At 71.6% G+C, this 24,469-nt stretch carries 21 protein-coding genes and 1 pseudogene; 14 read left to right on the plus strand and 8 right to left on the minus strand.

Features of this window, described 5'->3' with window-relative positions:
• The first annotated feature begins 1 nt into the window (after position 1).
• The 3 genes from ACTWQE_RS00535 to ACTWQE_RS00545 all read left to right on the plus strand — a co-directional run bounded on the left by ACTWQE_RS00535 (position 2) and on the right by ACTWQE_RS00545 (position 3,062).
• Positions 2-982 (plus strand): alpha-ketoacid dehydrogenase subunit beta, encoded by a 981-nt coding sequence (locus tag ACTWQE_RS00535; RefSeq protein WP_443326737.1) that lies wholly within the window; start codon positions 2-4, stop codon positions 980-982.
• 24 nt (positions 983-1,006) lie between these two features.
• Positions 1,007-2,599, plus strand: a complete 1,593-nt coding sequence (locus ACTWQE_RS00540) for a 2-oxo acid dehydrogenase subunit E2 (RefSeq protein ID WP_443326837.1) — start codon at positions 1,007-1,009, stop codon at positions 2,597-2,599.
• A gap of 271 nt (positions 2,600-2,870) precedes the next feature.
• Complete coding sequence (locus ACTWQE_RS00545; protein ID WP_443326738.1) at positions 2,871-3,062, plus strand: DUF397 domain-containing protein; 192 nt, start codon at positions 2,871-2,873, stop codon at positions 3,060-3,062.
• Between the two features lie 194 nt (positions 3,063-3,256).
• On the opposite strand, the gene ACTWQE_RS00550 is transcribed toward ACTWQE_RS00545, so the two are convergent.
• Positions 3,257-3,649, minus strand: coding sequence for a type II toxin-antitoxin system VapC family toxin (locus ACTWQE_RS00550; RefSeq protein WP_443326739.1), 393 nt, complete (start codon positions 3,647-3,649; stop codon positions 3,257-3,259).
• The gene (locus tag ACTWQE_RS00555) at positions 3,646-3,873 is read right to left on the minus strand and encodes a FitA-like ribbon-helix-helix domain-containing protein (RefSeq protein WP_443326740.1); all 228 of its coding nucleotides are present in this window, start codon (positions 3,871-3,873) and stop codon (positions 3,646-3,648) included. Before ACTWQE_RS00555 ends, ACTWQE_RS00550 begins: the two co-directional genes overlap by 4 nt.
• A gap of 178 nt (positions 3,874-4,051) precedes the next feature.
• On the opposite strand from ACTWQE_RS00555, the gene ACTWQE_RS00560 reads away from it, so the two are divergent.
• Both ACTWQE_RS00560 and ACTWQE_RS00565 read left to right on the plus strand, forming a co-directional pair.
• A complete protein-coding gene (locus ACTWQE_RS00560) occupies positions 4,052-4,711 on the plus strand; it encodes a GntR family transcriptional regulator (RefSeq protein ID WP_443326741.1) in 660 nt (219 codons plus the stop codon).
• Entirely contained in the window at positions 4,675-6,003 is a 1,329-nt protein-coding gene (locus ACTWQE_RS00565) for an MFS transporter (protein WP_443326838.1), read from the plus strand. The genes ACTWQE_RS00560 and ACTWQE_RS00565 overlap by 37 nt, the downstream gene beginning before the upstream one ends.
• Positions 6,004-6,045: 42 nt before the next feature.
• On the opposite strand, the gene ACTWQE_RS00570 is transcribed toward ACTWQE_RS00565, so the two are convergent.
• A complete protein-coding gene (locus tag ACTWQE_RS00570) occupies positions 6,046-6,870 on the minus strand; it encodes a maleylpyruvate isomerase family mycothiol-dependent enzyme (RefSeq protein ID WP_443326742.1) in 825 nt (274 codons plus the stop codon).
• A 158-nt stretch (positions 6,871-7,028) separates the two neighbouring features.
• Here ACTWQE_RS00570 and ACTWQE_RS00575 point away from each other — a divergent pair, with 158 nt between their 5' ends.
• Together ACTWQE_RS00575 and ACTWQE_RS00580 are read left to right on the plus strand one after the other, a co-directional pair.
• The gene (locus tag ACTWQE_RS00575) at positions 7,029-7,850 is read left to right on the plus strand and encodes a carbon-nitrogen family hydrolase (protein WP_443326743.1); all 822 of its coding nucleotides are present in this window, start codon (positions 7,029-7,031) and stop codon (positions 7,848-7,850) included.
• Positions 7,851-8,037: 187 nt separating this feature from the next.
• Entirely contained in the window at positions 8,038-9,870 is a 1,833-nt protein-coding gene (locus tag ACTWQE_RS00580) for an NHL domain-containing thioredoxin family protein (protein ID WP_443326744.1), read from the plus strand.
• A gap of 106 nt (positions 9,871-9,976) precedes the next feature.
• On the opposite strand, the gene ACTWQE_RS00585 is transcribed toward ACTWQE_RS00580, so the two are convergent.
• The 4 genes from ACTWQE_RS00585 to ACTWQE_RS00600 all read right to left on the minus strand — a co-directional run bounded on the left by ACTWQE_RS00585 (position 9,977) and on the right by ACTWQE_RS00600 (position 16,111).
• Positions 9,977-10,207, minus strand: coding sequence for a hypothetical protein (locus ACTWQE_RS00585; protein WP_443326745.1), 231 nt, complete (start codon positions 10,205-10,207; stop codon positions 9,977-9,979).
• Between the two features lie 352 nt (positions 10,208-10,559).
• Positions 10,560-12,416, minus strand: a complete 1,857-nt coding sequence (locus ACTWQE_RS00590; protein WP_443326746.1) for a BTAD domain-containing putative transcriptional regulator — start codon at positions 12,414-12,416, stop codon at positions 10,560-10,562.
• A 1-nt stretch (position 12,417) separates the two neighbouring features.
• Positions 12,418-13,713, minus strand: a complete 1,296-nt coding sequence (locus ACTWQE_RS00595) for a M18 family aminopeptidase (protein ID WP_443326747.1) — start codon at positions 13,711-13,713, stop codon at positions 12,418-12,420.
• Positions 13,714-14,284: 571 nt separating this feature from the next.
• Positions 14,285-16,111: an acyl-CoA dehydrogenase gene (locus tag ACTWQE_RS00600; RefSeq protein WP_443326748.1), complete on the minus strand. Its 1,827-nt coding sequence runs from the start codon at positions 16,109-16,111 to the stop codon at positions 14,285-14,287.
• Positions 16,112-16,243: 132 nt separating this feature from the next.
• On the opposite strand from ACTWQE_RS00600, the gene ACTWQE_RS00605 reads away from it, so the two are divergent.
• The 6 genes from ACTWQE_RS00605 to ACTWQE_RS00630 all read left to right on the plus strand — a co-directional run bounded on the left by ACTWQE_RS00605 (position 16,244) and on the right by ACTWQE_RS00630 (position 20,704).
• Positions 16,244-16,714 (plus strand): SseB family protein, encoded by a 471-nt coding sequence (locus ACTWQE_RS00605; RefSeq protein WP_443326749.1) that lies wholly within the window; start codon positions 16,244-16,246, stop codon positions 16,712-16,714.
• Between the two features lie 179 nt (positions 16,715-16,893).
• On the plus strand, positions 16,894-17,865 hold the full coding sequence (locus tag ACTWQE_RS00610) for a pirin family protein (protein WP_443326750.1): 972 nt from the start codon (positions 16,894-16,896) through the stop codon (positions 17,863-17,865).
• Between the two features lie 425 nt (positions 17,866-18,290).
• Positions 18,291-18,452, plus strand: a complete 162-nt coding sequence (locus ACTWQE_RS00615; RefSeq protein WP_443326751.1) for a choline/carnitine O-acyltransferase — start codon at positions 18,291-18,293, stop codon at positions 18,450-18,452.
• A gap of 134 nt (positions 18,453-18,586) precedes the next feature.
• Positions 18,587-18,907 carry a choline/carnitine O-acyltransferase gene (locus ACTWQE_RS00620; protein ID WP_443326752.1) on the plus strand — a complete coding sequence of 107 codons (321 nt, stop codon included), beginning with the start codon at positions 18,587-18,589 and terminating at the stop codon, positions 18,905-18,907.
• A 37-nt stretch (positions 18,908-18,944) separates the two neighbouring features.
• The gene (locus ACTWQE_RS00625; RefSeq protein WP_443326753.1) at positions 18,945-19,916 is read left to right on the plus strand and encodes an ATP-binding cassette domain-containing protein; all 972 of its coding nucleotides are present in this window, start codon (positions 18,945-18,947) and stop codon (positions 19,914-19,916) included.
• Positions 19,913-20,704 (plus strand): ABC transporter permease, encoded by a 792-nt coding sequence (locus tag ACTWQE_RS00630; protein ID WP_443326755.1) that lies wholly within the window; start codon positions 19,913-19,915, stop codon positions 20,702-20,704. The genes ACTWQE_RS00625 and ACTWQE_RS00630 overlap by 4 nt, the downstream gene beginning before the upstream one ends.
• Here ACTWQE_RS00630 and ACTWQE_RS00635 read toward each other — a convergent pair.
• On the minus strand, positions 20,685-23,825 hold the full coding sequence (locus ACTWQE_RS00635) for an ATP-binding protein (RefSeq protein ID WP_443326756.1): 3,141 nt from the start codon (positions 23,823-23,825) through the stop codon (positions 20,685-20,687). The genes ACTWQE_RS00630 and ACTWQE_RS00635 overlap by 20 nt on opposite strands.
• Before the next feature lie 101 nt (positions 23,826-23,926).
• On the opposite strand from ACTWQE_RS00635, the pseudogene ACTWQE_RS00640 reads away from it, so the two are divergent.
• Positions 23,927-24,304, plus strand: a pseudogene (locus tag ACTWQE_RS00640) (pirin-like C-terminal cupin domain-containing protein); the annotation flags it as partial.
• Positions 24,305-24,469: the final 165 nt, after the last annotated feature.

Genomic DNA, 24,469 nt, shown 5'->3' on the forward strand with positions numbered 1-24,469 from the left:
CATGGCCGTGGAGAAGCTCTCGCTCGCCAAGGCGATCAATGAATCGCTCCGTGCGTCCATGGAGACCGACGCCAAGGTCCTGATCATGGGCGAGGACGTCGGCAAGCTCGGCGGCGTCTTCCGGGTCACCGACGGTCTGCAGAAGGACTTCGGCGAAGACCGCGTCATCGACACCCCGCTCGCCGAATCCGGCATCGTCGGCACCGCGATCGGGCTCGCGCTGCGCGGCTACCGCCCGGTGGTCGAGATCCAGTTCGACGGGTTCGTCTTCCCCGCGTACGACCAGATCGTCACCCAGCTCGCCAAGATGCACGCGCGGGCCCTGGGCAAGATCAAGCTGCCGGTCGTCATCCGTATCCCCTACGGCGGCGGCATCGGCGCGGTCGAGCACCACTCCGAGTCGCCCGAGGCGCTGTTCGCGCACGTCGCGGGCCTGAAGGTGGTCTCCCCGTCCAATGCCGCGGACGCGTACTGGATGATGCAGCAGGCCATCGAGAGCGACGACCCGGTCATCTACTTCGAGCCGAAGCGGCGCTACTGGGACAAGGGCGAGGTCGACACGTCCGCCTTCCCCGGCCCGCTGCACAAGGCCCGGGTCGCCCGGCCGGGGACGGATCTCACCCTGGCCGCGTACGGGCCGATGGTGAAGGTCTGCCTCGAGGCAGCCGCCGCCGCGGCCGAGGAGGGCAAGTCCCTCGAGGTCCTGGATCTGCGGTCGATGTCCCCGATCGACTTCGACACGGTCCAGCAGTCGGTCGAAAAGACCGGAAGGCTGGTTGTCGTGCACGAGGCTCCGGTATTCCTGGGGACGGGGTCGGAGATCGCCGCCCGGATCACCGAGCGGTGCTTCTATCACCTGGAGGCCCCGGTGCTGCGGGTCGGCGGTATGCACGCGCCGTATCCGCCGGCCCGTCTGGAGGACGAGTACCTGCCGGGGCTCGACCGGGTGCTGGACGCCGTCGACCGTGCGTTGGCGTACTGAAGGGCTTGAGGAGAGTTCGTGACGATGACTGAGACCGGTCAGCGCTTCCGAGAGTTCAAGATGCCCGATGTGGGCGAGGGACTCACCGAGGCCGAAATCCTCAAGTGGCACGTCCAGCCCGGCGACACGGTCACCGACGGCCAGGTGGTCTGCGAGGTGGAGACCGCCAAAGCCGCGGTCGAACTGCCGATCCCCTTCGACGGCACGGTGCACGAGCTGCGCTTCGCCGAAGGCATGACGGTCGACGTGGGCACGGTGATCATTTCGGTGGACACCGCGCCCGGCGGCTCCTCCGCCGAGCCCTCCGGCGCCGGTCCGGCGGGCGAGGCCGTGGCCGAGGGCGGTGACGCCGCGGCGGACGCCGGTGACGAAGGGACGGGGACCGGGGTCGGCGAGGCGGCCGAGGGCCGTCAACCCGTACTCGTCGGCTACGGCGTCTCCGCCTCGTCGACCAAGCGCCGGCCGCGCAAGCCGCAGCCGGGGCAGTCGGTCCCGGGCCAGGCCGGAGGGCGCCCGGATGCCCGGGGGAACGGCGTTGCCGGGCCCGAGCCGTCTGCCGCCGCCGTCCAGGCGGAGCTGAACGGACACGCCGGGGCCACCGCCGAACCGTCGGCCACCGCCGAACCGTCGGCCACCGCCGTACCGTCCGCCCCCGAGCAGCCTGCCGCCCAGCAGCCTGCCGGAGCGCGGCCGCTCGCCAAGCCGCCGGTCCGCAAGCTCGCCAAGGACCTCGGCATCGACCTGGCGACGGTCACCCCGACGGGCCGCGACGGAGTCATCACGCGCGATGACGTCCATGCCGCCGCGGCGTCGGCCATGGCGGCGACGGATGCGGGGCCCACCACGGCACCGGCCACCGCACCCACGGAGGCACCGGCCCCGGCTGCCGCGCCGGCGGCCGCCGCGGCGCCCGCGGCCCGCGAGACACGCGTGCCGATCAAGGGCGTACGGAAGGCCACCGCACAGGCGATGGTCGCCAGCGCCTTCACGGCGCCCCATGTCACCGAGTTCATCACGGTGGACGTGACGCGGACGATGAAGCTGGTGCAGGAGCTCAAGCAGGACCCGGACATGGCGGGTCTGCGGGTGAATCCGCTGCTGCTGGTGGCCAGGGCACTCCTGGTCGCCATCAGGCGGAACCCGGAGATCAGCGCGGCCTGGGACGAGGCCAACCAGGAGATCGTACGGAAGGAGTACGTGAACCTGGGTATCGCCGCGGCCACCCCGCGTGGCCTGATCGTCCCGAACATCAAGGACGCTCACGCCATGACGCTGCCCGAACTCGCGGAAGCGCTGGGTGACCTGGTGTCCACGGCCCGCGAGGGCAGGACCTCGCCCGCGGCGATGCAGGGCGGCACGGTCACCATCACCAACGTCGGCGTCTTCGGCATCGACACCGGCACTCCGATCCTCAACCCGGGGGAATCGGCGATCCTCGCCTTCGGCGCGGTCAAGCTCCAGCCCTGGGTCCACAAGGGCAAGGTGAAACCCCGTCAGGTGACCACGCTGGCGCTCTCCTTCGACCACCGCCTGGTCGACGGCGAACTGGGCTCCAAGGTCCTCGCGGACATCGCGGCGGTCCTGGAAGACCCCAAGAAGCTCATCACCTGGACGTAGCCGCCCGGCAACGACGGGGCCCGGACGCACAACCTGCGGCCGGGCCCGTCGTCGTTGCGGACTGGGCTTTCGCGCGCCGACCGGACAGGGCCAGATGCCGCTCTCGGTCACGCCCGGGGCGCGAGGAGAACCGCCCCGGCGGTCGGCGGACGGGTGTCCAGCTCCGCCCATTGCCTCCCTTCTGAGAACCCGACCGAACCAACAGCGCGTCCCGCATGTCGGAGCAACACTTGCCGAGTTGGTCGACCGTATCCGTAAGGGGATGTGACAGGTGTCCGGGTTCGTGTTCGTGAAGTCGAGTTACAGCACCGGTAACGGCGAGTCCGTAGAGGTCGCGACCAACGTTCCCGGCACGGTCGCGGTGCGGGACTCCAAGGCCCCGGCGGGGCCGATACTCCGCTTCGCCCCCGCCGAGTGGCGGGCCTTCCGGGCCGGACTGGTGGGCGGGGACTTCGACGCGTAAGCGGGCTGAGGTGCGGGTGTCCCTCAGCTGCCGAGCGCGAGGGCGTTCTTGGCCCGCGTGACGGATGCCTCTGAGGCCGGGCCGCCGCTGCCGCCCGGGCAATCCAGCGGCCGGAAGATCCCGGCCGCGTCAGCGGCGCCGGAGGCCGGCCCTCACGCAGTGCAGAGGCCCGGACCCGCCGGGGGCCGCAGCGCTCAGCGGATGACTTCGATGGCGCACCGGGCGCCCGAGCCGCGCTGCAGCTTGGCATCGCCGGTGATCAACGGGGCGTCCAGGTGCTCGGCCAGGGCGATGTAAGCGGCGTCGTACGGCGTGAAGTTGCCACGGAGTTCCCAGACGCGAGGCAACAGGGCGCTGTGGTGAACGCGATGGATCGGCAGTGTCGGGAGCAGGCGGAGCGCTCGGTCTGCGTCCCCCGGTTCGATCTTCTTTCCGAGAAGGAGGCCCCGGAGCGCGCTCGCCGCTTCGATGTCGATGAGTGACGGTGCGGCGAGCCGCCGACCGGACAGGCGGGCGGCACATGCCTTCCCTGTGGGGCCCTGGTCGACGAGTGCCGCGACCAGGATCGAGTTGTCGACAACGATCACTCGCCGCGCCCTTCCCGCTGCGCCGTGAGGATGTCGTCCATCGACACACTGCTCGTCAACTCGCCGCGAACCGCTTCGAGGGCTTCGTCGATGGTGGGGTGCAGCGCCTCCTCCTCCAGGCGGGTTCGCAGGTACTCCTGCAAGGACCGGCCGGAGTCCGCTGCACGGCGGCGCAGTATGGCGTAGGCCTCATCGTCGAGGTTGCGGATCTGTACGGTTGCCATGCATGCAATATAGCGCTGATCCAGCGCTGATGCTCGATCGAATGACGTCTGCCGGAAAAGGGCTCGCGGTTCCCTCTGGGCGCCAGGGGCGGTGCGTTCCCTTCGCGCCCCCTTCGTACACCCGTCCGTATCGCGGACGCCCCTGCGGACGCATACGTGTTGTATCTATGGTGTGCGCATGGCTTCCGCAGCTGCTCCCGCCAAGCAACCACCCGCCGCCGAGCGGGTCTACGCCCACGTCAAGCAAGCCGTTCTCGACCGCCGGTACGAGGGCGGCACGCTGCTCACCGAGGGCAACCTCGCCGACGCCGTCGGCGTCTCCCGTACACCCGTGCGCGAGGCCCTGCTCCGGCTCGAGGTCGAGGGGCTCATCAAGCTCTATCCGAAGAAGGGCGCGCTGGTGCTTCCGGTCTCCGCGCAGGAGATCGGCGATGTCGTCGAGACCCGGCTGCTCGTCGAGGAGCACGCCGCCCGCAAGGCCGTACCCGCCGGGCCGCGGCTCATCGAGCGGCTCGAGGAACTGCTGGAGAAGCAGCGGCGGTACGCCGCCGAGGGCGATCTGGCCGCGGCGGCCGTCAACGACCGCTGCTTCCACGCCGAGATCGTCCGCAGCGCCGGCAACCAGATCCTCGACCGGCTCTACGACCAGCTGCGCGACCGCCAGTTGCGGATGGGGGTCGCCGTGATGCACGCCCACCCCGACCGGATCGCCAAGAACATCGCGGAGCACGCCGAGATCCTCGAAGCCCTGCGCACCGGCGACGCGGAGGCCGCGGCCGCCGCCGTACACCAGCACGTCAGCTGGGTGCGGAACCTCGTCCGGGGGGACTCCCGGTGAGCGGAGCGGTACGTCTGCCGGGCGACCCTCCGGGAGGGCGACGGGCCGTGGCCGTCTGGGGCCTCGGCGTCGCCGTCTACTTCGTCGCCATCACCTACCGGACCAGTCTGGGCGTCGCCGGAATCGACGCCGCCGACCGCTTCCACATCAACGCCTCGGCGCTGTCGACGTTCTCCATCCTCCAACTGCTCGTCTACGCCGGGATGCAGATACCCGTCGGTCTGCTGGTCGACCGGCTCGGCACCAAGAAGGTGCTGGCCATGGGCGTCGTCCTGTTCACCGTCGGTCAGCTCGGATTCGCGCTCTCCCACTCCTATGCCGCGGCTCTGGCGTCGCGTGCGCTGCTCGGCTGCGGGGACGCGATGACCTTCATCAGCGTGCTGAGGCTCGGATCGCGCTGGTTCCCCGCCCGGCGCGGCCCTCTGATCGCCCAGATCGCCGCGTTGTTCGGGATGGCGGGCAACCTCGTCTCCACGATCGTGCTCGCCCGTCTGCTGCACAGCATCGGCTGGACCCCGACATTCGCGGGCAGCGCCGTCGGCGGCGTCCTCGTCCTGGTGCTCCTGCTGCTGTTCCTCAAGGACCACCCGGAGGGCCATGCGCCGGAGCCGGTCCAGCAGACCGACGGGGGGTTCGTACGCCGCCAGATCGCCGCGGCCTGGCGCGAGCCGGGCACCCGGCTGGGCATGTGGGTGCACTTCACCACCCAGTTCCCCGCCATGGTCTTCCTGCTGCTGTGGGGCCTGCCGTTCCTGGTCGAGGCCCAGGGCCTGTCCCGGGCCGTCGCCGGGGAGCTGCTCACGCTGGTCGTGCTGTCCAATATGGCGATCGGGCTCGTCTTCGGACAGATCATCGCCCGGCACCACCGGGCCCGTATGCCGCTCGCGCTCGGTACGGTCTCCACGACCGCGCTGCTCTGGGGCACCACCCTGGCCTGGCCGGGCCACGCGCCCCTGTGGCTGCTGACCGCGCTGTGCGCGGTGCTCGGTTCCTGCGGCCCCGCCTCGATGATCGGCTTCGACTTCGCCCGCCCCGCCAACCCGCCCGAGCGGCTCGGCACGGCGTCCGGGATCGTCAACATGGGCGGATTCACCGCCTCGATGGCGACGCTGCTCGCCATCGGGGTGCTCCTGGACACGACCGGCGACAACTACCGGATCGCCTTCGCCTCCGTCTTCGCCCTGGAGGCGCTCGGGGTGTCGCAGATCCTGCGGCTCCGGGGCAGGGCGGACCGCCGGGAGCGCGAACGGATCGTGGCCAGCCGTGTGGAGACGGTTCACGTCCCGGCGTAGCGCCCGTGCCATCCCGGGCGGACCCGGGGCGGGGGCCGCCCGTTACGGGGTGACCGCGAAGTGCCGCAGGATCGCCTGGGCGAGCTCCCGGTCGCCGTCGATCTTCACCGACTCCGCCGCGGTCTCCGCTCTCACCCGTCCGCAGGCCAGCAGCACGAACAGCTCCCAGTCCAGCGTCAGCGTGGCGGCGGGCCCCAGCGACGGGCTGCCGTTGATCGAACCGCGGCCGTCGGCGTCCACCCGGACCGTCCGCATGAACTCCACGGCGCCGCTCACATCGAAGACCACCGCGGAATTCGCGGGCGCGCCCGCGTCCTTGGCGACCACCTTCGGCAGTGACTCCAGCAGCTGGTCGCGGGCGACCAGCGCACCCGGCGAGTCGAGGTTGCCCGGCTTGCCCAGGGCGCGCCGCAGGTCCTGCTCATGCACCCAGACGTCGAACGCCCGGAACTGCAGGACCCGCTCGAGCGTCGTCTCGCCGCCGAGCGGGCTGCGTACCGTGGCGTCCGGCCGGCGGGTCTCGTTCCGCAGCTGCCGCGAGCGCCGGATGATGGTGTACTCCAGCTCCGATGTCATCTCCGGCGCGGTGTGGCACCGCCGGACGTCGACAGGGACCTCCATGTAACGGGTCAGCTCGTTGGTGACGTGATAGAGATCGCGCGGCAGGGTGTGAATCGGGCGTGGATCACCGAGCAATTCGCATTCGATGCCGATGACATGCGAGACGACATCCCGCACCGACCACCCCGGGCATGCGGTGGCGCGGTTCCACTCGCCCTCGACAAGCGGTGTCACCAGCTCGGATATCGCCTCGATGGAGTGGGTCCAGGCGTCGACATAGGACTGGAGGCTTGGGTGGACGGTCACGTGACCCCTCGGCGGTCGGTACGCGGGCTGGGTGCTCGAGCCTCGGCTCTGGCAGTTAAGTTACGCTGCGCACGGGCACCCCGGCAGTGCTTTCGCGACTGATCGTAGGCCTGTTGGCAGCTCGATTCGAACGCTCGAACCGTGAGAGTGGTGGTAGTGTGCGCGCCTCGTTGCTCCAGATCGACGTGAATCCGGACGAGCCGGTCGAATCGCGCCGTGAGCGCGTGGCTTCACTGGTCCGTGCCCAGGCCGGTACGGACCTTGTCGTCCTCCCCGAGCTGTGGCCCATGGGCGCTTTCGCGTACGAGTCCTTCGCCGAGTACGCCGAGCGGCCCCCGGTCTTCGGAACGGACGCATCCGCAGCGGACAGCCCGACGGCCGCGGCGATGGCGGCCGCGGCGGCCGACGCGCGGGTGTGGCTGCACGCGGGCTCGGTCGTCGAGCGGGCACCCGACGGCACCCTCTACAACACCTCCCTCGTCTTCGGCCCCGACGGCGCGCTGCGCCGCGCCTACCGCAAGATCCACCGCTTCGGCTTCGACAAGGGCGAGGCCGTGATGATGGGCGCGGGCGACGAGATCGCGACCGTCGAACTCCCCGACACCGTCGCCGGTCTGGCCACCTGCTACGACCTCCGCTTTCCCGAGCTGTTCCGGCGGCTGACCGACGCGGGCGCCGAGCTCCTGGTCGTCCCGGCGGGCTGGCCCGCGCGCCGCCGCGAGCACTGGACGCTGCTGGCCCGCGCCCGCGCCGTGGAGAACCAGGCGTACGTGCTCGCCTGCTGCTCCGCGGGCACCCACGCCGGGGTCGAGCAGGCCGGGCACAGCTTGGTCGTCGACCCGTGGGGCGAGGTGCTCGCCGAGGCGGGCGAGGGCGAGGAGGTGCTGACCGTGGAGCTGGACCCGGGGCGGGTGGCCAAGACCCGTGAGCTGTTCCCGGCGCTGCGTGACCGGGTGCTGGGCATGCCCGATCCGCGGTAGCGGGGCGTCTCCCGCTGCGGGCCCTGTCCGACACATCCCGCCCGGCCCACGACGCTCCCCCGGACTCGTCCGGGTGGGGGAGCCGTGGGCCCCGCCTTGCGGCGGACGACGCTTTTTGCCGGACAGGCCCCAGCGGCCGGCGGGAGGCCGAGGAATAGCGGGGGCGGCCCTGTGGTTGGCTGGGACCATGGCTTCACGTGCACGCGTCCGCGCCCCGGAACTCATCGGGAAGGGCGGCTGGCTCAACACCGGCGGACACGACCTCACCCTCGCCGACCTGCGAGGACATGTGGTCATTCTCGATTTTTGGACGTTCTGCTGCGTCAACTGTCTGCATGTCCTCGACGAGCTGCGCGAGCTGGAGGAGAAGCACCGCGACACCGTCGTGATCATCGGTGTCCACTCGCCGAAGTTCGTCCACGAGGCCGACCACCGGGCCGTGGCCGACGCCGTCGAGCGGTACGAGGTGCACCACCCCGTCCTCGACGACCCCGAGCTGGCCACCTGGAAGCAGTACGCCGTCCGGGCCTGGCCCACCCTCGTCGTCATCGACCCCGAGGGCTATGTCGTCGCCCAGCACGCGGGTGAGGGCCACGCCCACGCCTTGGAGAAGCTCGTCGAGGAGCTGGAGACGGCTCACGAGGCCAAGGGCACGCTGCGGCGCGGCGACGGCCCCTATGTGGCGCCCGAGCCCGTCGCGACCGATCTGCGCTTCCCCGGCAAGGCGCTCGTCCTGCCCGGGGGCACCTTCCTCGTCTCGGACACCACCCGGCACGCGCTCGTGGAACTGGCCGAGGACGGCGAGACCGTACTGCGGCGGATCGGGACCGGGGAGCGCGGGTTCACCGACGGCGGCCCGGAGCGGGCGCGGTTCAGCGAGCCGCAGGGCCTGGCGCTGCTGCCCGACGGCAGGGTGGCCGTCGCGGACACCGTCAACCACGCCCTGCGCGCCGTCGACCCCGGCACCGGTGAGGTCACGACGCTCGCGGGCACCGGCCGCCAGTGGTGGCAGACCTCCCCCACCTCCGGCCCGGCCCGCGAGGTGGACCTCTCCTCGCCCTGGGACGTGGCCTGGTGGGCCGGCCGGCTGTGGATCGCCATGGCGGGCGTCCACCAGCTGTGGACGTACGACCCCGGGACCGGGACGGTCGGTGCCGCCGCCGGAACCACCAACGAGGGCCTGGTGGACGGACCCGCCGCGGAGGCGTGGTTCGCGCAGCCGTCCGGGCTCGCCGCGACCGAGGAGCTGCTGTGGATCGCCGACGCCGAGACGAGCGCGCTCCGCTGGGCCGAGCGTGACGGTGACGGCTTCGCGGTCCGTACGGCCGTCGGCACCGGGCTGTTCGACTTCGGGCACCGGGACGGCCCCGCGGAACAGGCGCTTTTCCAGCACCCCTTGGGCGTGACCGCACTGCCCGACGGCTCGGTCGCCGTCAGCGACACCTACAACCACGCCCTGCGGCGTTTCGACCCCGCGACGGGAGAGGTGAGCACGCTCGCCACCGATCTGCGGGAACCGTCCGGCGCGGTGCTCGTGGACGGCGACATCGCGGTCGTCGAGTCCGCCCGGCACCGGCTGACCCGGCTGCGCCTCCCCGAGGAGGCCGTACGAGTCGAGTCCGTCGCCCACCGCACCCGGCGTGCGGCGACCGAGGTCGCCCCGGGCAAACTGCGGCTGGATGTGGTCTTCCAGGCGCCCGGCGGCCAGAAGCTCGACGAGCGCTACGGGCCGTCGACCCGGCTGATCGTCAGCGCCTCACCACCGGAGCTGCTGGCGGACGGCGCCGGTACGGGCACGGACCTGAGCCGTGACCTCGTCCTGGCCGACGGGGTCACGGACGGTGTGCTGCATGTGTCCGCGATGGCCGCGTCCTGCGACGACACCGCGTCCGACGGTGGCGCCGTGAACGAGTACCCCGCCTGCCATGTGCACCAGCAGGACTGGGGCGTTCCCCTCCGGGTGAGCTCCGGGGGAGTGGACCGGCTGCCGCTTCTGCTCGCCGGTCTGGACGAAGGATGACCCCGGCCGGAGAGTGACGGGCCGGTCAGCCGCGCTCCGGCGGCTGACGGGCCGTCACTCGTCCCGGCTCGCAGGATGGTCAGCGCGTACCGTCTCCCGGACGCGCTCAGCTGTAGTAGCGGTTGTGGTCCTCGACCTCGACCACCGGAGCGCCCGGGGACGGGGGCTGGACCCGCCGCCGCTTCAGGATGCTCACATACGCCGCGAGGCCGATGAATCCGACCGCCATCATGATCAGACCGGCCAAGTCGAGGTTCACCCCGGCCATGTGCCAGTCGGTCGCGAAGGTGAGGATCGCGCCGATCGCGATCAGACCGATGCACCCGCCGATACCCATGGTGTCCGCCTTCATTGTTCGCTTGGCTTTTTCCGGACTGGACACTTTTCGCGTACCCGGGTCGGGAACGGCCATGCGGTGAGGGCAGGTTCAGCTCATTCGCACCGATTCGTCACCCTCGCCGGGTGAAGGCGTCGGCCGTGTCCCGCAGCAGTACGTGACGTCGGCGCTGTCGTCGAGGTGGCGGTCGGGGGCCCCACCGGCCGCAGCCGGGCGAGTACCCCACCGCCGTAACGACGCTCCCCCGGCCACCGCTGGGAGGTGACCCTGCATCCGGCCCCTGACCCTCGGCACGGGGGCCCAGGGCTGGTCCTCGTGGATTCGCCCGGAGTGCCTACCGCCCGGACCGTGCCTACCGCTCCGACGGGGCCGGGGGCGGGTCCGTGCCGCCCGGCTCCCCGTCCCGCGCGAAGAGCTGGACCAGCTCGCTGATCACGTAGCGGTCGGTGGCCTCCTCGTACACGAGATGCATCTCGGCGAGCCGGTCCAGACCGTCCCGGGTGCGGTCGGGGTCCGAACCGGCGAGCGCGGCCGCTGTGGAGGAGTCGACCCGGCGGTCCAGGCCCGTGGCGAGCGTGGAGAGCAGCCGCGCGTCGTCCGCCGAGAGCCGTGCCACGGACATCCGCAGCGCGGCGGCGATTCCGGTGTCCTCCGCGGACAGCAGCGCCAGCCTCCGCCGCTCGTCGCGGAGCGCCGCGGCCAGCCGGGCCAGCCGCCAGCGAGGGCGTGCCGTGAGTTGCGCGGCCGCCGCCCGCAGGGCCAGCGGCAGCCCGTCGCAGAGGCCGACCAGCTCCCGGGCGGCGGACGGCTCGTCCGCGACCCGCTCCGGGCCGAGCATGGCCCCGAGCAGCGCCACCCCTTCGTCGGCACCGAGCACCTGGACGGGCACGGGCCGGGCGCAGTCGGTCGCGACCAGCCCGTCGAGCCGGCTCCGGCTGGTCACCAGCGTGACGCAGTGCGGGCCTCCGGGCAGTAACGGCCGTACCTGGGCGGAACCGCGTGCGTTGTCGAGGACGACCTGGAGCCTGCGGCGGGCCACGATCGTCCGGTAGAGCGCGGAGGCGGCCTCCACCGACGGGGGGATGCGCGCGGCCGGCGTACCGAGGGCGAGCAGGAACTCGCGCAGGACGTCGGCGGGTCGGGCCTCGTCCCCCTCGCCGAAGCCGCCCAGATCGGCGAAGAGCTGTCCGTCGGGGTAGGCGTCGGCGTGCTGGTGCGCCCACTGCACGGCGCACGCGGTCTTGCCGACACCCGCCGGGCCGGTCACCACGGCGAGCGGGCTCTCCCCGCTCGCGGCAGCCGTGACACAGCCGGTCAGTTCGGCCAGTTGGGCCTCGCGGCCGAGGAAGCGCGCCGGAGGCCGCGGCAGGAGGCGAGGGGCGGTGTACCCGGCCTGCCCCGCCTCGTCCGCCGGGGGCGGGGTGTCAGGGTGCGGTGGAGTGTCCCGGTGCGGTGGTGCGTACGGGGCGGGGGCCGCGGCCAGGATCTCCTCGTACGCACGGGTGAGCCGTTCCCCGGGATCCACGCCCAGCTCCTCGCCGAGCAGCTGCCGGGTCCGGTGGAACCAGCTGATCGCGTCCGACTGGCGGCCCGCCCGGTACAGCGCCTGCATCAGCGCGGCGACCAGCCCTTCGCGCAGGGGGTTGGAGGCCGCCTCGGAGTACAGCACGCCGGCGGCCTTGTCGTGTTCGCCGAGCGTTCCGTGCGCGGTTGCCAGCGCCTCGAGGGCGGTCAGCCGCCGCTCCTCCAGAGCGTGCGAGGCGGCGGCGAAGTGGGGGCCGGCCACGGTGCCGGTGAGCGCCGGACCACGCCACAGGCTGAGCGCCTCACGCAGCAGATACACCGCGTCCTGCGGTGCCGCCACCGGCCGGGCGAGCGTCAGCAGTTCGCTGAAGCGATGGGCGTCGATCAGCTCTTCGGGCAGCCGCAGCAGATACGCGGAGCCGTGCGTGGCCAGCTCGATGCCATGGTCGTCCGCGCCCGCCTCCGCCAGCGTGGCCCTCAGCCGTGACACATGGCCCTGGACGACGGTACGGGCGTGGGCGGGTGGTTCGTCCTCCCAGAGGCAGGAGATCAACTGCTCGACGGAGACGGTGATGTTGGGCTGGAGCAACATCATCGCCAGTACGCTGCGCCGTTTGGCGGGCCCGAGGGCCAGCTCCTCGGAGCCGCTGGTGACGACGACCGGGCCGAGCAGCGAGAACTCCAACTCAATCCTCCAGGAAGGCGGTCAGCGCGTTCGCCAGCAGATACGGGTCCTCCGCGCCGCACAGCTCACGCGCCGAGTGCATGGACAGGATGGCCACACCGATGTCGACGGTGGTGATGCCGTGCCGGGCGGCGGTGATCGGGCCGATCGTCGTGCCGCAGGGCATGGAGTTGTGGGAGACGAACGACTGCCAGGGCACGCCCGCGCGTTCGCACGCGGCGGTGAAGACGGCCCGGCCGCTGCCGTCGGTGGCGTAGCGCTGGTTGACGTTGACCTTGAGGATCGGGCCGCGGCCCGGCATCGGGTGGTGGCCGGGCTCATGGCGCTCGGCGTAGTTGGGGTGGACGGCGTGCCCGGTGTCGGAGGACAGACAGACCGTGCCGGCGAAGGCGCGCGCCCGGTCCTCGTACGAGCCGCCGCGGGCGAAGACCGACCGCTCCAGGACGGTGCCGAGCAGCGGGCCGTCGGCGCCGGTGTCGGACTGGCTGCCGTTCTCCTCGTGGTCGAACGCGGCGAGGACAGGGATATGCGGCAGCTCCTGGCCGGAGGTGGCGACCGCGGCCAGTGCGGCCGTACCCGCGTGGACGGACAGCAGATTGTCCATGCGCGGCCCGGCGAGCAGCTCCCGGTCCCGGCCGAGGTAGGCGGGCGGCTCGACGCTGTGCACCATCAGGTCCCAGCCGGCGACCTCCTCGGCGGGGACGCCCGCCTCCTGTGCCACGAAGCGGATCAGATCGCCTTCGGCGGGGTCGCCGAGACCCCAGACCGGGGTCATATGGCGCTGCTTGTCGAGCTTGAGGCCCTCGCTGTTGACGGAGCGGTCGAGGTGCACGGCGAGCTGCGGTACGCGCAGCAGCGGCCGGTCGATCGCGACCAGCCGGTGGGCGCCGCCCCGGAGCGTGAGCCGTCCGGACAGCCCGAGGTCGCGGTCGAGCCAGGTGTTGAGGAGCGTGCCGCCGTAGATCTCGACGGCGATCTGCCGCCAGCCGTGCGAGCCGGTGTCCGGGATCGGTTTGACCCGGAGGTTGGGGGAGTCGGTGTGGGCGCCCACGATCCGGTAGGGGGTCTCCGGGCCCGCACCCTCCGGCACGTACCAGGCCACGATCGCCCCGCCGCGCAGCACGTACTTCCCGCCCGTGCCCCCGCTCCAGGCCGCGGTCTCCTCGACCTGCCGGAACCCGGCCTTCTCCAGCCGCGCCGCGGTGCTCGCGACCGCGTGGTACGGCGACGGGCTCTCGGCGAGAAAGGTGATCAGGTCGTCGGTGTGGCCGCGGTCGAAGCGGGGGTGGGCTCTCATGCGGACAGCATAGAGAGAGGCCGGTGGGCCGCCGCCGGGGCGACGGGCCGACGGGCCGAGGCTGCCCTCAGGGGCTGAGGTTGTGGTTCGGACGGACAGGTTGCCGGGGTTCGTAGCGGCGCTTGAGCGCGACCGGACGGTCGTCGTTCCGGCCACAGTCGGCGCGGACACGGCGGTTCGGCGTCGTGGTCCATGCAGTGCACAACAGCCGCCTCCGCGCAGTGGGGCCGCAGGGCGGCGGCGTAGTCGCGCACCCGGCCGGTGCCGGCCTCGCACCGGGACCTGGTCGGGAAGACCGGGCTGAGGGCGGTCGAGAAGCCGGCGTCCCGGTGGGCGAACGCGGTCTCCTCCGGACCATGCGGTGGCAGGCACCCGTCGACCGGGAACATCACCGTCGCGCTCTCCGGAGTCGGCATCGTGGGGGCGTGGGCCGGATGCACATCGATCGCCGGGTCCCGCAGGCCCTGGCTGAGGCAGCCCGTGGGGCCGGGGAGCAAAGGCGAGACCCCTGTCCGTCCGACCGGGCCGGGCAGGGGTCTCGGGTACTGCGACGGCGGATGCCGTGGGCGGATCAGAAGGCCGACTCGTCCAGCTCCATCAGGGAGTTGTCGACCGTCTCGGCGAGGCCGCGCTGCACGGAGACACCCGGCAGGATGGTGTGCGCGAAGAACTTCGCCGCCGCGATCTTGCCCTCGTAGAAGGACTTGTCCTTGGCGGAGGCCGACGCGAGCTTGTCGGCCGCGACCGCCGCGCCCCGCAGCAGCAGGTAGCCGACGACCACGTCGCCGGACGCCATCAGCAGGCGGGTGGTGTTGAGTCCGACCTTGTAGATGGACTTGACGTCCTTCTCGGTGGCCGCGAGGTCGGTCAGCATGGCGCCGACGATCGCCTCGAGGTCGACCGCGGCCTTGGCCAGCTCCTCGCGGGCCCCGGCCAGGTCCTCGCCGCCGGCGGCCTCGGCCAGGAACTTCTTGATCTCCTCGGAGAGGGCGGTCATCGCCTGGCCCTGGTCGCGGACGATCTTCCGGAAGAAGTAGTCCTGGCCCTGGATGGCGGTGGTGCCCTCGTAGAGGGTGTCGATCTTGGCGTCCCGGATGTACTGCTCGATCGGGTACTCCTGCAGGTAGCCGGAGCCGCCGAAGGTCTGCAGCGACTGGGCCAGCTGCTCGTAGGACTTCTCCGAGCCGTATCCCTTCACGATCGGCAGGAGCAGGTCGTTGAGGCGGCTCAGCGCGGAGGCGTCCTCGCCCGCGGCCTCCTTGACCAGGATGGAGTCCTGAATGGAGGCGGTGTAGAGGACCAGGGCCCGCATGCCCTCGGCGTAGGCCTTCTGCGTCATCAGAGCGCGGCGCACGTCCGGGTGGTGGGTGATGGTGACGCGCGGTGCGGTCTTGTCGGTGAAGGCGGCCAGGTCCGGGCCCTGCACACGCTCCTTGGCGTACTCCAGGGCGTTGAGGTAGCCGGTCGACAGGGTCGCGATGGCCTTCGTGCCGACCATCATCCGCGCGAACTCGATGATCATGAACATCTGGCGGATGCCGTCGTGCTTGTCGCCGATGAGCCAGCCCTTGGCCGGGTGGCGGTCGCCGAAGGTCATCTCGCAGGTGTTGGAGGCCTTGAGCCCCATCTTGTGCTCGACGTTGGTGGCGTAGACGCCGTTGCGCTCGCCCAGCTCACCGGTCTTGAAGTCGAACTCGTACTTCGGCACGAGGAAGAGCGAGAGGCCCTTGGTGCCGGGGCCGGCGCCCTCGGGGCGGGCGAGAACGTAGTGCAGGATGTTCTCGGACATGTCGTGCTCACCCGAGGTGATGAAGCGCTTCACGCCCTCGATGTGCCAGGAGCCGTCCTCCTGCTGGACCGCCTTGGTGCGGCCGGCGCCCACGTCCGAGCCGGCGTCCGGCTCGGTCAGCACCATGGTGGAGCCCCACTGCTTGTCCACCGCGATCTTCGCGATGTGCTTCTGCTCCTCGGTGCCCTCCTCGAAGAGCACACCCGCGAAGGCCGGGCCGGAGGAGTACATCCAGACGGCCGGGTTCGAGCCGAGGATGGTCTCCGCGAAGCTCCACAGCAGCGAGCGCGGCGTGGTGGTGCCGCCGAGCTCCTCGGGGATGCCCAGCCGCCACCACTCGGCGTCCATGTACGCCTGGTAGCTCTTCTTGAAGCTGTCGGGGACGGGTGCGGTGTTGGTCTCGGGATCGAAGACCGGCGGGTTGCGGTCCGCGTCGGCGTAGGAGTCGGCCAGCTCGTTCTCGGAGAGCCGGGCTATCTCGGACAGCACGCTCTTGGCGGTTTCGACGTCCATCTCCGCGAACGGGCCGGTGCCGTACACCGTGTCGCGGCCGAGCACCTCGAAGAGGTTGAACTCGATGTCGCGGAGATTCGACTTGTAGTGCCCCATGACGACGGCTCCGTAAGGCTCGGGGAGGCAGGTTCCTCGTACGCATAATCAAGCAGTGACGCCATGATGCTACCGGCCAGTAATAAGAATCAACCCCTCACCGGGCAACTGTGACTCGTTACGCTTTGCGGCATGTACGGCTACGACCAGAACGCGGGCGCCGGGCAGCAGTACGCCGCGCCGCCCCCGCCGCAGCAGCAGGCGCCCGGTGGGTACGGCGGTCAGCCGCTCTACCCCGAGCCGTCGCCGCCCTCGCTCGCCGACGCGGTGCGCGCCTTCACCACCGGATCGCTGTCGGCGGAGGACTTCCAGGGGATCTTCTCGACGTCGAAGGTCTACTGCCCGCGGGGTGAGGGGCCGGGCTTCCTGGCGCTGCACAACACGCAGCAGCCGGTGATCCCGATGTTCACCTCCCTCAAGGAACTGCGCGGGTACGCCGGCAAGGAGTCGAAGTACTTCGTGATCACGGGCGCGGAGGTGCTGGACCTGCTGCCGACGGGGTACGGCTTCGTGCTGGACATGGAGGGCGACCACCGCATGGTCTTCGACGCGAAGGCGGTGGAGCAGATGGTCGACTTCGCGATGCGCCGTATGTACGGGTAGCGACGGATAGCGAGGAGAACATCCGCGGATGTACGGCTGGCCGTACGAGATCCGTGGATTTACGGTCATGGAGGGCCCGTCGCACCGCGCGGCGGGTCCTTGCGCATGCCGGGGGAATGTTCGACGCCCTGCTGAATGTTCACCATTCAACTAGTGGTGCAAGAGCCGAGGAGGCCGTCATGCCCGCCATCACCGTCGAGAACCCGCTGGCCCTGCCCCGCGTCAGCGCCCCCGCCGAGGCCGGGCCGCGCCCGGTGCTCGCCGTCTCCACCGCACCGAGCGGCTTCGAGGGTGAGGGCTTCCCCGTGCGCCGGGCCTTCGCGGGCATCGACTACCAGCACCTCGACCCGTTCATCATGATGGATCAGATGGGCGAGGTGGAGTACGCGCCGGGCGAGCCCAAGGGCACCCCCTGGCACCCGCACCGTGGTTTCGAGACCGTCACGTATCTCATCGACGGAACGTTTGTGCACCAGGACTCGCACGGCGGCGGCGGAGTCATCAACGGCGGTGACACCCAGTGGATGACCGCCGGTTCCGGACTGCTGCACATCGAGGCGCCCCCGGAGTCGCTCGTCGTGAGCGGCGGTCTCTTCCACGGCCTCCAGCTGTGGGTGAACCTGCCGCGCAAGGACAAGATGATGCCGCCGAAGTACCAGGACATCGGCGGCGGCCAGGTGAAGTTGCTGGCGTCCGCCGACGGGGGAGCGCTGCTGCGGCTGATCGCCGGCGACATCGGCGGTCAGATGGGGCCGGGCGCCACGCACACGCCGATCACCATGATCCACGCGTCCGTCAGCCCCGGCGCGGAGCTGACGCTCCCCTGGCGGCCGGATTTCAACGCCCTGGTGTACGGGCTGGCCGGGCGCGGCACCGCGGGCGCGGAGGGGCGGCCCTTCCGGATGGGACAGACCGTGGTCTTCGGGCACGGAGAGTCGCTGACGGTCCGGGCGGACGCGGCGCAGGAGTCCCGGAGCCCGAACCTCGAAGTGGTGCTGCTGGGCGGGGCGCCGATCCGCGAGCCGATGATGCAGTACGGGCCGTTCGTGATGAACACGCACACGGAGCTGGCCCAGGCATTCGAGGATTTCCAGGCGGGCCGGCTGGGCACGATCCCGGCCGTGCACGGGATGTCTGAGGGTGGACTGTAGGGCTCGCTGGGACCACATGCGGACGAGTCCGGTCTGGACATGGACGGGGCTCGTCCGCGCTTGCTGCCTGGTTCAGTTCGTCTTAATTGCGTCGGCCGTGGGATGGGTCGGAACACCCCTAGGTGTATTGCCCACGAGCGTTGACATTGGGTGGGCTTGATCAATAGCGAAGACCTCCGGTGTGGTGGAGGTCTCGAATCTTCAGCACAATCTGCTCTCGACCGCGCCCGACGCCGGGGGTACGCAGGGCCTGCCGCCGGTCGCGCCGATCCGCTTCGGCCTGGACGACGGGCTGCGGTCGAAGGTGCGCTCCCCCGGGGCGGACTTCGCGGCGTACGGGGACGCGACCGCGACGCAGACGGTGTCCTTCGACGACTTCGGCTCGAGTGCGGCGAAGGCGCTCGGGGGTCTCCCCGGACGCCTTCGTGCAGCTCGCGTACCAGCGGGCCAAGGGGCACCTGGGGGCCACGTACGAGTCCATCGCCACGCGGCAGTTCCGGCACGGGCGGACGGAGGCGATGCGCGTCGTCACGCCGGAGATGCGGGACTTCGTCGCGGGGATGACCGACCCGGACGCTTCTACGTAGCACCGGCGGGATGCGCTGCGGGCCGCTGCCGCGGCGGATGTGCGGCGGGCGAAGGAGCACCAGGCCGGGCTTCCGCCTGAGCAGCACCTGTGGGAGCTGGAGCTGATCCGCGGCACCGGGGGGCGGAGCTCGGCGTGGCGGGACAGCCGGCGCTGTACCGCTCGCCCGGCTGGACGATCATGCACGACGACTACCTCAGCATCAGCTCGGCTCCGTCCGTGAACATCCAGTACTTCGGCTCGACCAGCAGCCGCTGCATCGGCGTCGCGTACGTGCTCCTGCCGGACCGCTTCCACGTGTACCTGTCCACCCCGCTCGCGGTGGCAGACGGCATGCACGCCTTCGCGGCCAGGCTCCGGGAGGCTGTGCACGAGCTCCGCGAACTCCTTGCGGAGGGCTGGCGCACCACAGCTACCCGAGGCAGCCCCGGTTCCAGGGAGCTGAAACCATCGTGAAACCGCGCTGAATGCGCCCTGCCGCAACCTCTGCGGCATGACGACAACGACATCGCACTCTCCCGCCATCGCGGCCAAGGGGCTGCGCAAGGTCTACGGGGACAAGACGGTCCTCGACGGCATCGACCTGGCGGTGCCGGCCGGCACCGTCTTCTCCCTGCTCGGCCCGAACGGCGCCGGCAAGACCACCGCCGTCAAGATCCTCTCCACCCTCATCACCGCCGACGCCGGCGACCTGCACGTCGGCGGCCACGACCTGGCCGCCGACCCGCAGGCCGTGCGGGCCGCGATCGGCGTCACCGGGCAGTTCTCCGCCGTCGACGGCCTGATCACCGGCGAGGAGAACATGCTCCTCATGGCGGACCTGCACCACCTCTCCCGCCGCGAGGGCCGCCGTACCGCCGCCGAACTCCTTGAGCGCTTCGACCTGGTGGACGCCGTGAAGAAGCCCGTCTCCACCTACTCCGGCGGCATGAAGCGCCGCCTCGACATCGCCATGACGCTGGTCGGCAACCCGCGGATCATCTTCCTCGACGAGCCGACCACCGGCCTCGACCCGCGCAGCCGCCACAGCATGTGGGGGATCATCCGCGAGCTGGTCTCCGGCGGCGTCACCGTCTTCCTCACCACCCAGTACCTGGAGGAGGCCGACGAGCTCGCCGACCGCATCGCGGTGCTGAGCGACGGCAAGGTCGCCGCCGAAGGGAGTGCCGACGAGCTGAAGCGGCTCATCCCGGGCGGGCACGTGCGGCTGCGGTTCGCCGACCCGGTCGCGTACCAGTCCGCCGCCGTCGCCCTGCGCGAGGTCACCAGGGACGACGAGGCGCTGTCGCTGCAGATTCCCAGCGACGGCAGCCAGCGCGAGCTGCGCTCCATCCTCGACTGGGCGGACTCGGCCGGCATCGAGGCGGACGAGCTGACCGTGCACACCCCCGACCTCGACGACGTGTTCTTCGCCCTGACCGGCGGAACCAGCGTCCCCAACCAGCCCAAGGAGACCGTCCGATGAGCGCCCTCTCCCTCGCCGTCCGCGACTCGAACACGATGCTGCGCCGCAACCTGCTGCACGCGCGGCGCTACCCGTCCCTCACCCTGAACCTGCTGCTCACGCCGATCATGCTGCTGCTGCTCTTCGTCTACATCTTCGGCGACGTGATGAGCGCGGGCATCGGTGGCGGCGGCGCGGACCGCTCCGACTACATCGCCTATATCGTCCCGGGCCTCCTGATGATGACCATTGGCAGCACCGTGATCGGGGCCGCGGTGTCCGTCTCCATGGACATGACCGAAGGCCTCATCGCCCGCTTCCGTACGATGGCGGTCTACCGCGGGTCGGTGCTCATCGGGCACGTCGCCGGCAGCGTGCTGCAGGTGCTCGCCAGCCTGGTCCTCGTCGGTGCCGTCGCCGTGGCCATCGGCTTCAGGTCCACGGACGCCACGGCCCTGGAGTGGCTGGCGGCGTTCGGGCTGCTCGCGCTGTTCGCCCTGGCGCTCACCTGGATCGCGGTCGGGATGGGCATGGCCAGCCCGAACCCCGAGGCGGCTAGCAACATGGCAATGCCGCTGATCCTCCTCCCGCTCATCTCGAGCGCCTTCATCCCGGCCGACACGATGCCGGGCTGGTTCCAGCCGATCGCCGAGTACCAGCCGTTCACGCCGGCCATCGAGACCCTGCGCGGCCTGCTGCTCGGCACCGAGATCGGCAGCAACGGGTGGATCGCGATCGTCTGGTGCGTCGGCCTGACCGCGCTCGGCTACCGCTGGTCGACGGCGTTGTTCAACCGCGGCCCGAAGTGAGCGCGCGGGCTGCCTCCCGCAGCTCGTCCCGCTCCAGGGCGGCGTACGCCGACACCGCGTCGGCGTACGCCGCCCTGTCGGCGTCCCTCGCCGCTTGCCGGGCGCGGTCCGCCGACATCGTCGGCTGGAACTCGCGCAGCCCCCGCAGCCGTTCGGCCAGCGCGATCATCCGTACGGCACCGGTGTCGCCGGACGCGAGCCCCGCCATGCCAAGGGCGTGCAGCACCGTCCCGAACACGGGGAGCTGCATGGGCGAGCCGGACGGAGCGGAGAGCAGGGTCCGCAGCCGCTGCCGCAGCCGGTCGACCGGCTCCGCGACCAGCTCGAGACGGCCGGCGTGCGCGTGCGCCGTCACCGCCGCCGACTGGATCTGAAGCGCCCACGGGTCGAGCCAGGGATCGCTGCTGTGCATGGCGTCGGCCTCGGGCAGCCGCTCCACGGCGCTACGCCACAGGCCGAGCCCGACCTCCGTCAGTCCGCGGGTGAGCGCGATCTCGGCGCGCGCGCCCAGGTCGGGGCTGTAGAAGACATCCGTCTGCGGGGTGTTGTCGGCCTCCGCCTGCCGCTGCCAGTACTCGGCCTCGTCGGGGTCGCCGCGCTGCAGGCAGGCGAGGACGAGGCTCCAGCGGATGAAGATGTAGTCGTCCTGGTTGCCGAGTCGTGGCAGCGCGTCGAGCGCCGCCTTGAGGTGCCCGTACGCGGCCTCGCCCTGCCCCGTCCGCAAGCACAGTTCGCTCAGCCGGGAATGCCCCATGAGCTGCACGGTCGGATTGTCGACCGGAGCCAGTGTGGCGATCGTCCGGCGAGCCGAGGCGAGCGCGCGGTCGATGTCGTGCTCGTACTCCCAGACGTAGGTGGCGACGCACTCGGCGATGCCGGCGACCAGCGGCTGCTCGCTGTCGCTGTCCCGGTCGCAGAGGTTGTGTAGCACTTCGTAGTCGGGAGGCCGCATCTCGGGGACCGCGCTCAGCACCACCGCGTGGGCGCGCAGCAGCGTGTCCGGCGGGGCCGGGGGCAGCCGCCGGAGGGTGACGAGCTGGCGTACGGCGTGCGGGCCGTAGCCCATGATCAGGCTCGCCGTGCACAAAACCGCAGCGGCGCGGGCGACTTCGACGTATTCGGGCTCGGGGTAGTAGTGCGACAGCGGCGGACCGGTGTCTGCGGCGAGGGCGGCGAGGCGGGGAAAGTTGGCGTCGGTGGACCACAAAGAGGCGAGGACGGCGGTGAGGGCGGCGATGGTGGGGCCGTCCGTACGGGCCAGGGCGTGCCGTAGGGCCAGCACGAGGTTGTCCTGCTCGGCCTTGATCCGCTCCCTGGCGGCCAGCGGCTCCGAGCCGAAGAGCACGTCGTGGTACGCGACCCCGAAGTCCCGCGCCCAGGCGAGGAACCGGCCGATGGCCTCCTCGTCCTCGCCCGCCTCCGCGCGCCGGGCCGCGCTGAACTCCCGTACGGTCTCCAGCATCCGGAACCGCACGCCGGCCGGGGTGTCGGCGACGGTGAGCAGCGACTGGTCGCCCAACTGCTCCAGCAGGAACAGCGCATCCTCGCCCAGCACCTGCTCCGCCGCTTCGCCCAAGAAGCCGCCGGGGAAGACGGACAGAGTGCGCAGCGCCGCCCGGGCGTCCTCCGCGAGCAGGTTCCAGCTCCACTCCACGACCGCGTGCAGCGTGCGGTGGCGCTCCGGCACGTCCCGGGCCCCGCCGCGCAGCAGCGCGAACCGGTCGCCGAGGCGGCGGGCGATCTCCGGCACCGACAGCACCCGCACCCGCGCCGCGGCCAACTCCACGGCGAGCGGCAGCCCGTCGAGGTGGCGGCACAGCTCGGCCACCACGTCCGGCGGCAGCTCCACGCCGGGCCGGGCGGCTCGGGCCCGCTGCGTGAACAGCTCGACCGAGGTGTCGAGACCGAGCTCCGGCAGCGCGTACACCGCCTCCGATGTGAGGCCCAGCGGGGCCCGACTGGTGGCGAGCACCCGCAGGTCCTTCGAGGACGAGACCAAGGCCTGTACGAGGCCGGCGGCGCCCTGGATGACCTGCTCGCAGTTGTCCAGCGCCAGCAGAGCGGGCCCGGAGCCGAGCACGCCGAGGATGCCGGACACCGGGTCGGCCGAGGCATGGCCGCTCATGGCGCCGTGCCGCCCCTCGCCTGCGCCGAGCGCGGAGGCCACCTCCGCGGCCACGCCCTCGTCCGCGGTGACGCCGGCGAGCGGCACGAAATGCACCACGCGCTGCTCGGCCCGGCGGCTGACGGCGTGCGCGAGCCGGGTCTTGCCGAGGCCGCCGGGGCCGACCACGGTGACAGCGCGAGAGACGCGCAGCAGCCGCTCCACCGCCGCGATGTCCTCGTCCCGTCCCAGCAGCGGGTTCGGCTCGTGCGGCACGCCGTGCCTGGTCACGGGCGCCTCGCCGCGCAGCAGCTCCTGCTGTACGGCCTTGAGCCCGGCGCCCGGATCCGTGCCGAACGCCTCGCGCAGCTCACGGCGGTACGCCTCGTACCGCGTCAGCGCGGCGGACGGGCCCGCCGTCGCCGCCTCGCCGCGCAGCAGCTCGGCGAGCACTTCCTCGTCGCGCGGATGCGCCGAGGCGGCCACGGCCAGCGGCCCGGCCGCCTCCGCATGCCGCCCCAGCCGGGCGAGCGCGAGCGCCTGCGCGCGTACGAGCGTGCCGCGGACGGGGGCGCGCTCGGCGCGTAACGCGGCTACGGGGTCGTCGGTGTCGCCGGCCCTGTCAGGGGTGCCTTCCCACAGCGCGAGCCCGGCCTCGGCCGCGGCCAGCGATCCCGCGTGGTCCCCGGCCCTGGCCCGGTCCGCGCTCGCGGCGGCGTGCAGGAGCAGGGCGGAGCTGTCGACCTGATCCTCGGCGAGGGTGAGCCGGTATCCGGTCGGCGTGCTGGCGAGGACGTCGGCGCCCAGCTGCGCCCGCGCCCTGGACACGAGGACCTGCACCGCCTTTCCCGGCCGCTCCGGCAACTCGTCCGGCCACAGCCCTTCCACAAGCCGCTCGATGCTGCAGCCCGTGCGCAAGTCGCCCGCGAGCAGCGCGAGCAGGCCGCGGAGCCGGGGCGCGGTGACCTCCTGTCCGCGATAGGCGACACGCGGCAGCAGGGTCAGGTCGGTGGTCACCCGGGCAGATTAGCCAAGGCGCCGGCCGCCCGAACTCCCACTGCGGGCCGAACTCCCGCTGCGCGGGCGGCCCTCACTCGACCGCGACGCGAGCGTGTCCCCCGAGAGCCGGTTCCCCGCCGATCACCATGATCCACGCGTCCGTCAGCCCCGGCGCGGAGCTGACGCTCCCCTGGCGGCCGGATTTCAACGCCCTGGTGTACGGGCTGGCCGGGCGCGGCACCGCGGGCGCGGAGGGGCGGCCCTTCCGGATGGGACAGACCGTGGTCTTCGGGCACGGAGAGTCGCTGACGGTCCGGGCGGACGCGGCGCAGGAGTCCCGGAGCCCGAACCTCGAAGTGGTGCTGCTGGGCGGGGCGCCGATCCGCGAGCCGATGATGCAGTACGGGCCGTTCGTGATGAACACGCACACGGAGCTGGCCCAGGCATTCGAGGATTTCCAGGCGGGCCGGCTGGGCACGATCCCGGTGCGTGGCTGACTCCCTCGCACCCCTCATACGCGGCGGCGGGCCCACCCGGGTCCGCCGCCGCGGGCGTGGGGGCGTCCGTGGCGAGGCCGCGGCGGTCCGTTTTGACGGTCGTCTCCGAGGCCACAGTGTTCCGTGTGACGGTCGTCTCCGAGTCCGTCACCCGGGCGCCGCACC

Source organism: Streptomyces sp. 8N706 (assembly GCF_052245415.1).
Classification (GTDB): Bacteria; Actinomycetota; Actinomycetes; order Streptomycetales; family Streptomycetaceae; genus Streptomyces.

Coding starts and splice junctions, on each gene's coding strand:
- ACTWQE_RS00610 (WP_443326750.1), top strand. CDS start 16,894: ATGCCCGCCATCACCGTCGAGAACCCGCTGGCCCTGCCCCGCGTCAGC.
- ACTWQE_RS00580 (WP_443326744.1), top strand. CDS start 8,038: ATGGCTTCACGTGCACGCGTCCGCGCCCCGGAACTCATCGGGAAGGGC.
- ACTWQE_RS00535 (WP_443326737.1), top strand. CDS start 2: ATGGCCGTGGAGAAGCTCTCGCTCGCCAAGGCGATCAATGAATCGCTC.
- ACTWQE_RS00540 (WP_443326837.1), top strand. CDS start 1,007: ATGACTGAGACCGGTCAGCGCTTCCGAGAGTTCAAGATGCCCGATGTG.
- ACTWQE_RS00600 (WP_443326748.1), bottom strand. CDS start 16,111: ATGGGGCACTACAAGTCGAATCTCCGCGACATCGAGTTCAACCTCTTC.
- ACTWQE_RS00595 (WP_443326747.1), bottom strand. CDS start 13,713: ATGAGAGCCCACCCCCGCTTCGACCGCGGCCACACCGACGACCTGATC.
- ACTWQE_RS00560 (WP_443326741.1), top strand. CDS start 4,052: ATGGCTTCCGCAGCTGCTCCCGCCAAGCAACCACCCGCCGCCGAGCGG.
- ACTWQE_RS00585 (WP_443326745.1), bottom strand. CDS start 10,207: ATGGGTATCGGCGGGTGCATCGGTCTGATCGCGATCGGCGCGATCCTC.
- ACTWQE_RS00555 (WP_443326740.1), bottom strand. CDS start 3,873: ATGGCAACCGTACAGATCCGCAACCTCGACGATGAGGCCTACGCCATA.
- ACTWQE_RS00625 (WP_443326753.1), top strand. CDS start 18,945: ATGACGACAACGACATCGCACTCTCCCGCCATCGCGGCCAAGGGGCTG.
- ACTWQE_RS00605 (WP_443326749.1), top strand. CDS start 16,244: ATGTACGGCTACGACCAGAACGCGGGCGCCGGGCAGCAGTACGCCGCG.
- ACTWQE_RS00630 (WP_443326755.1), top strand. CDS start 19,913: ATGAGCGCCCTCTCCCTCGCCGTCCGCGACTCGAACACGATGCTGCGC.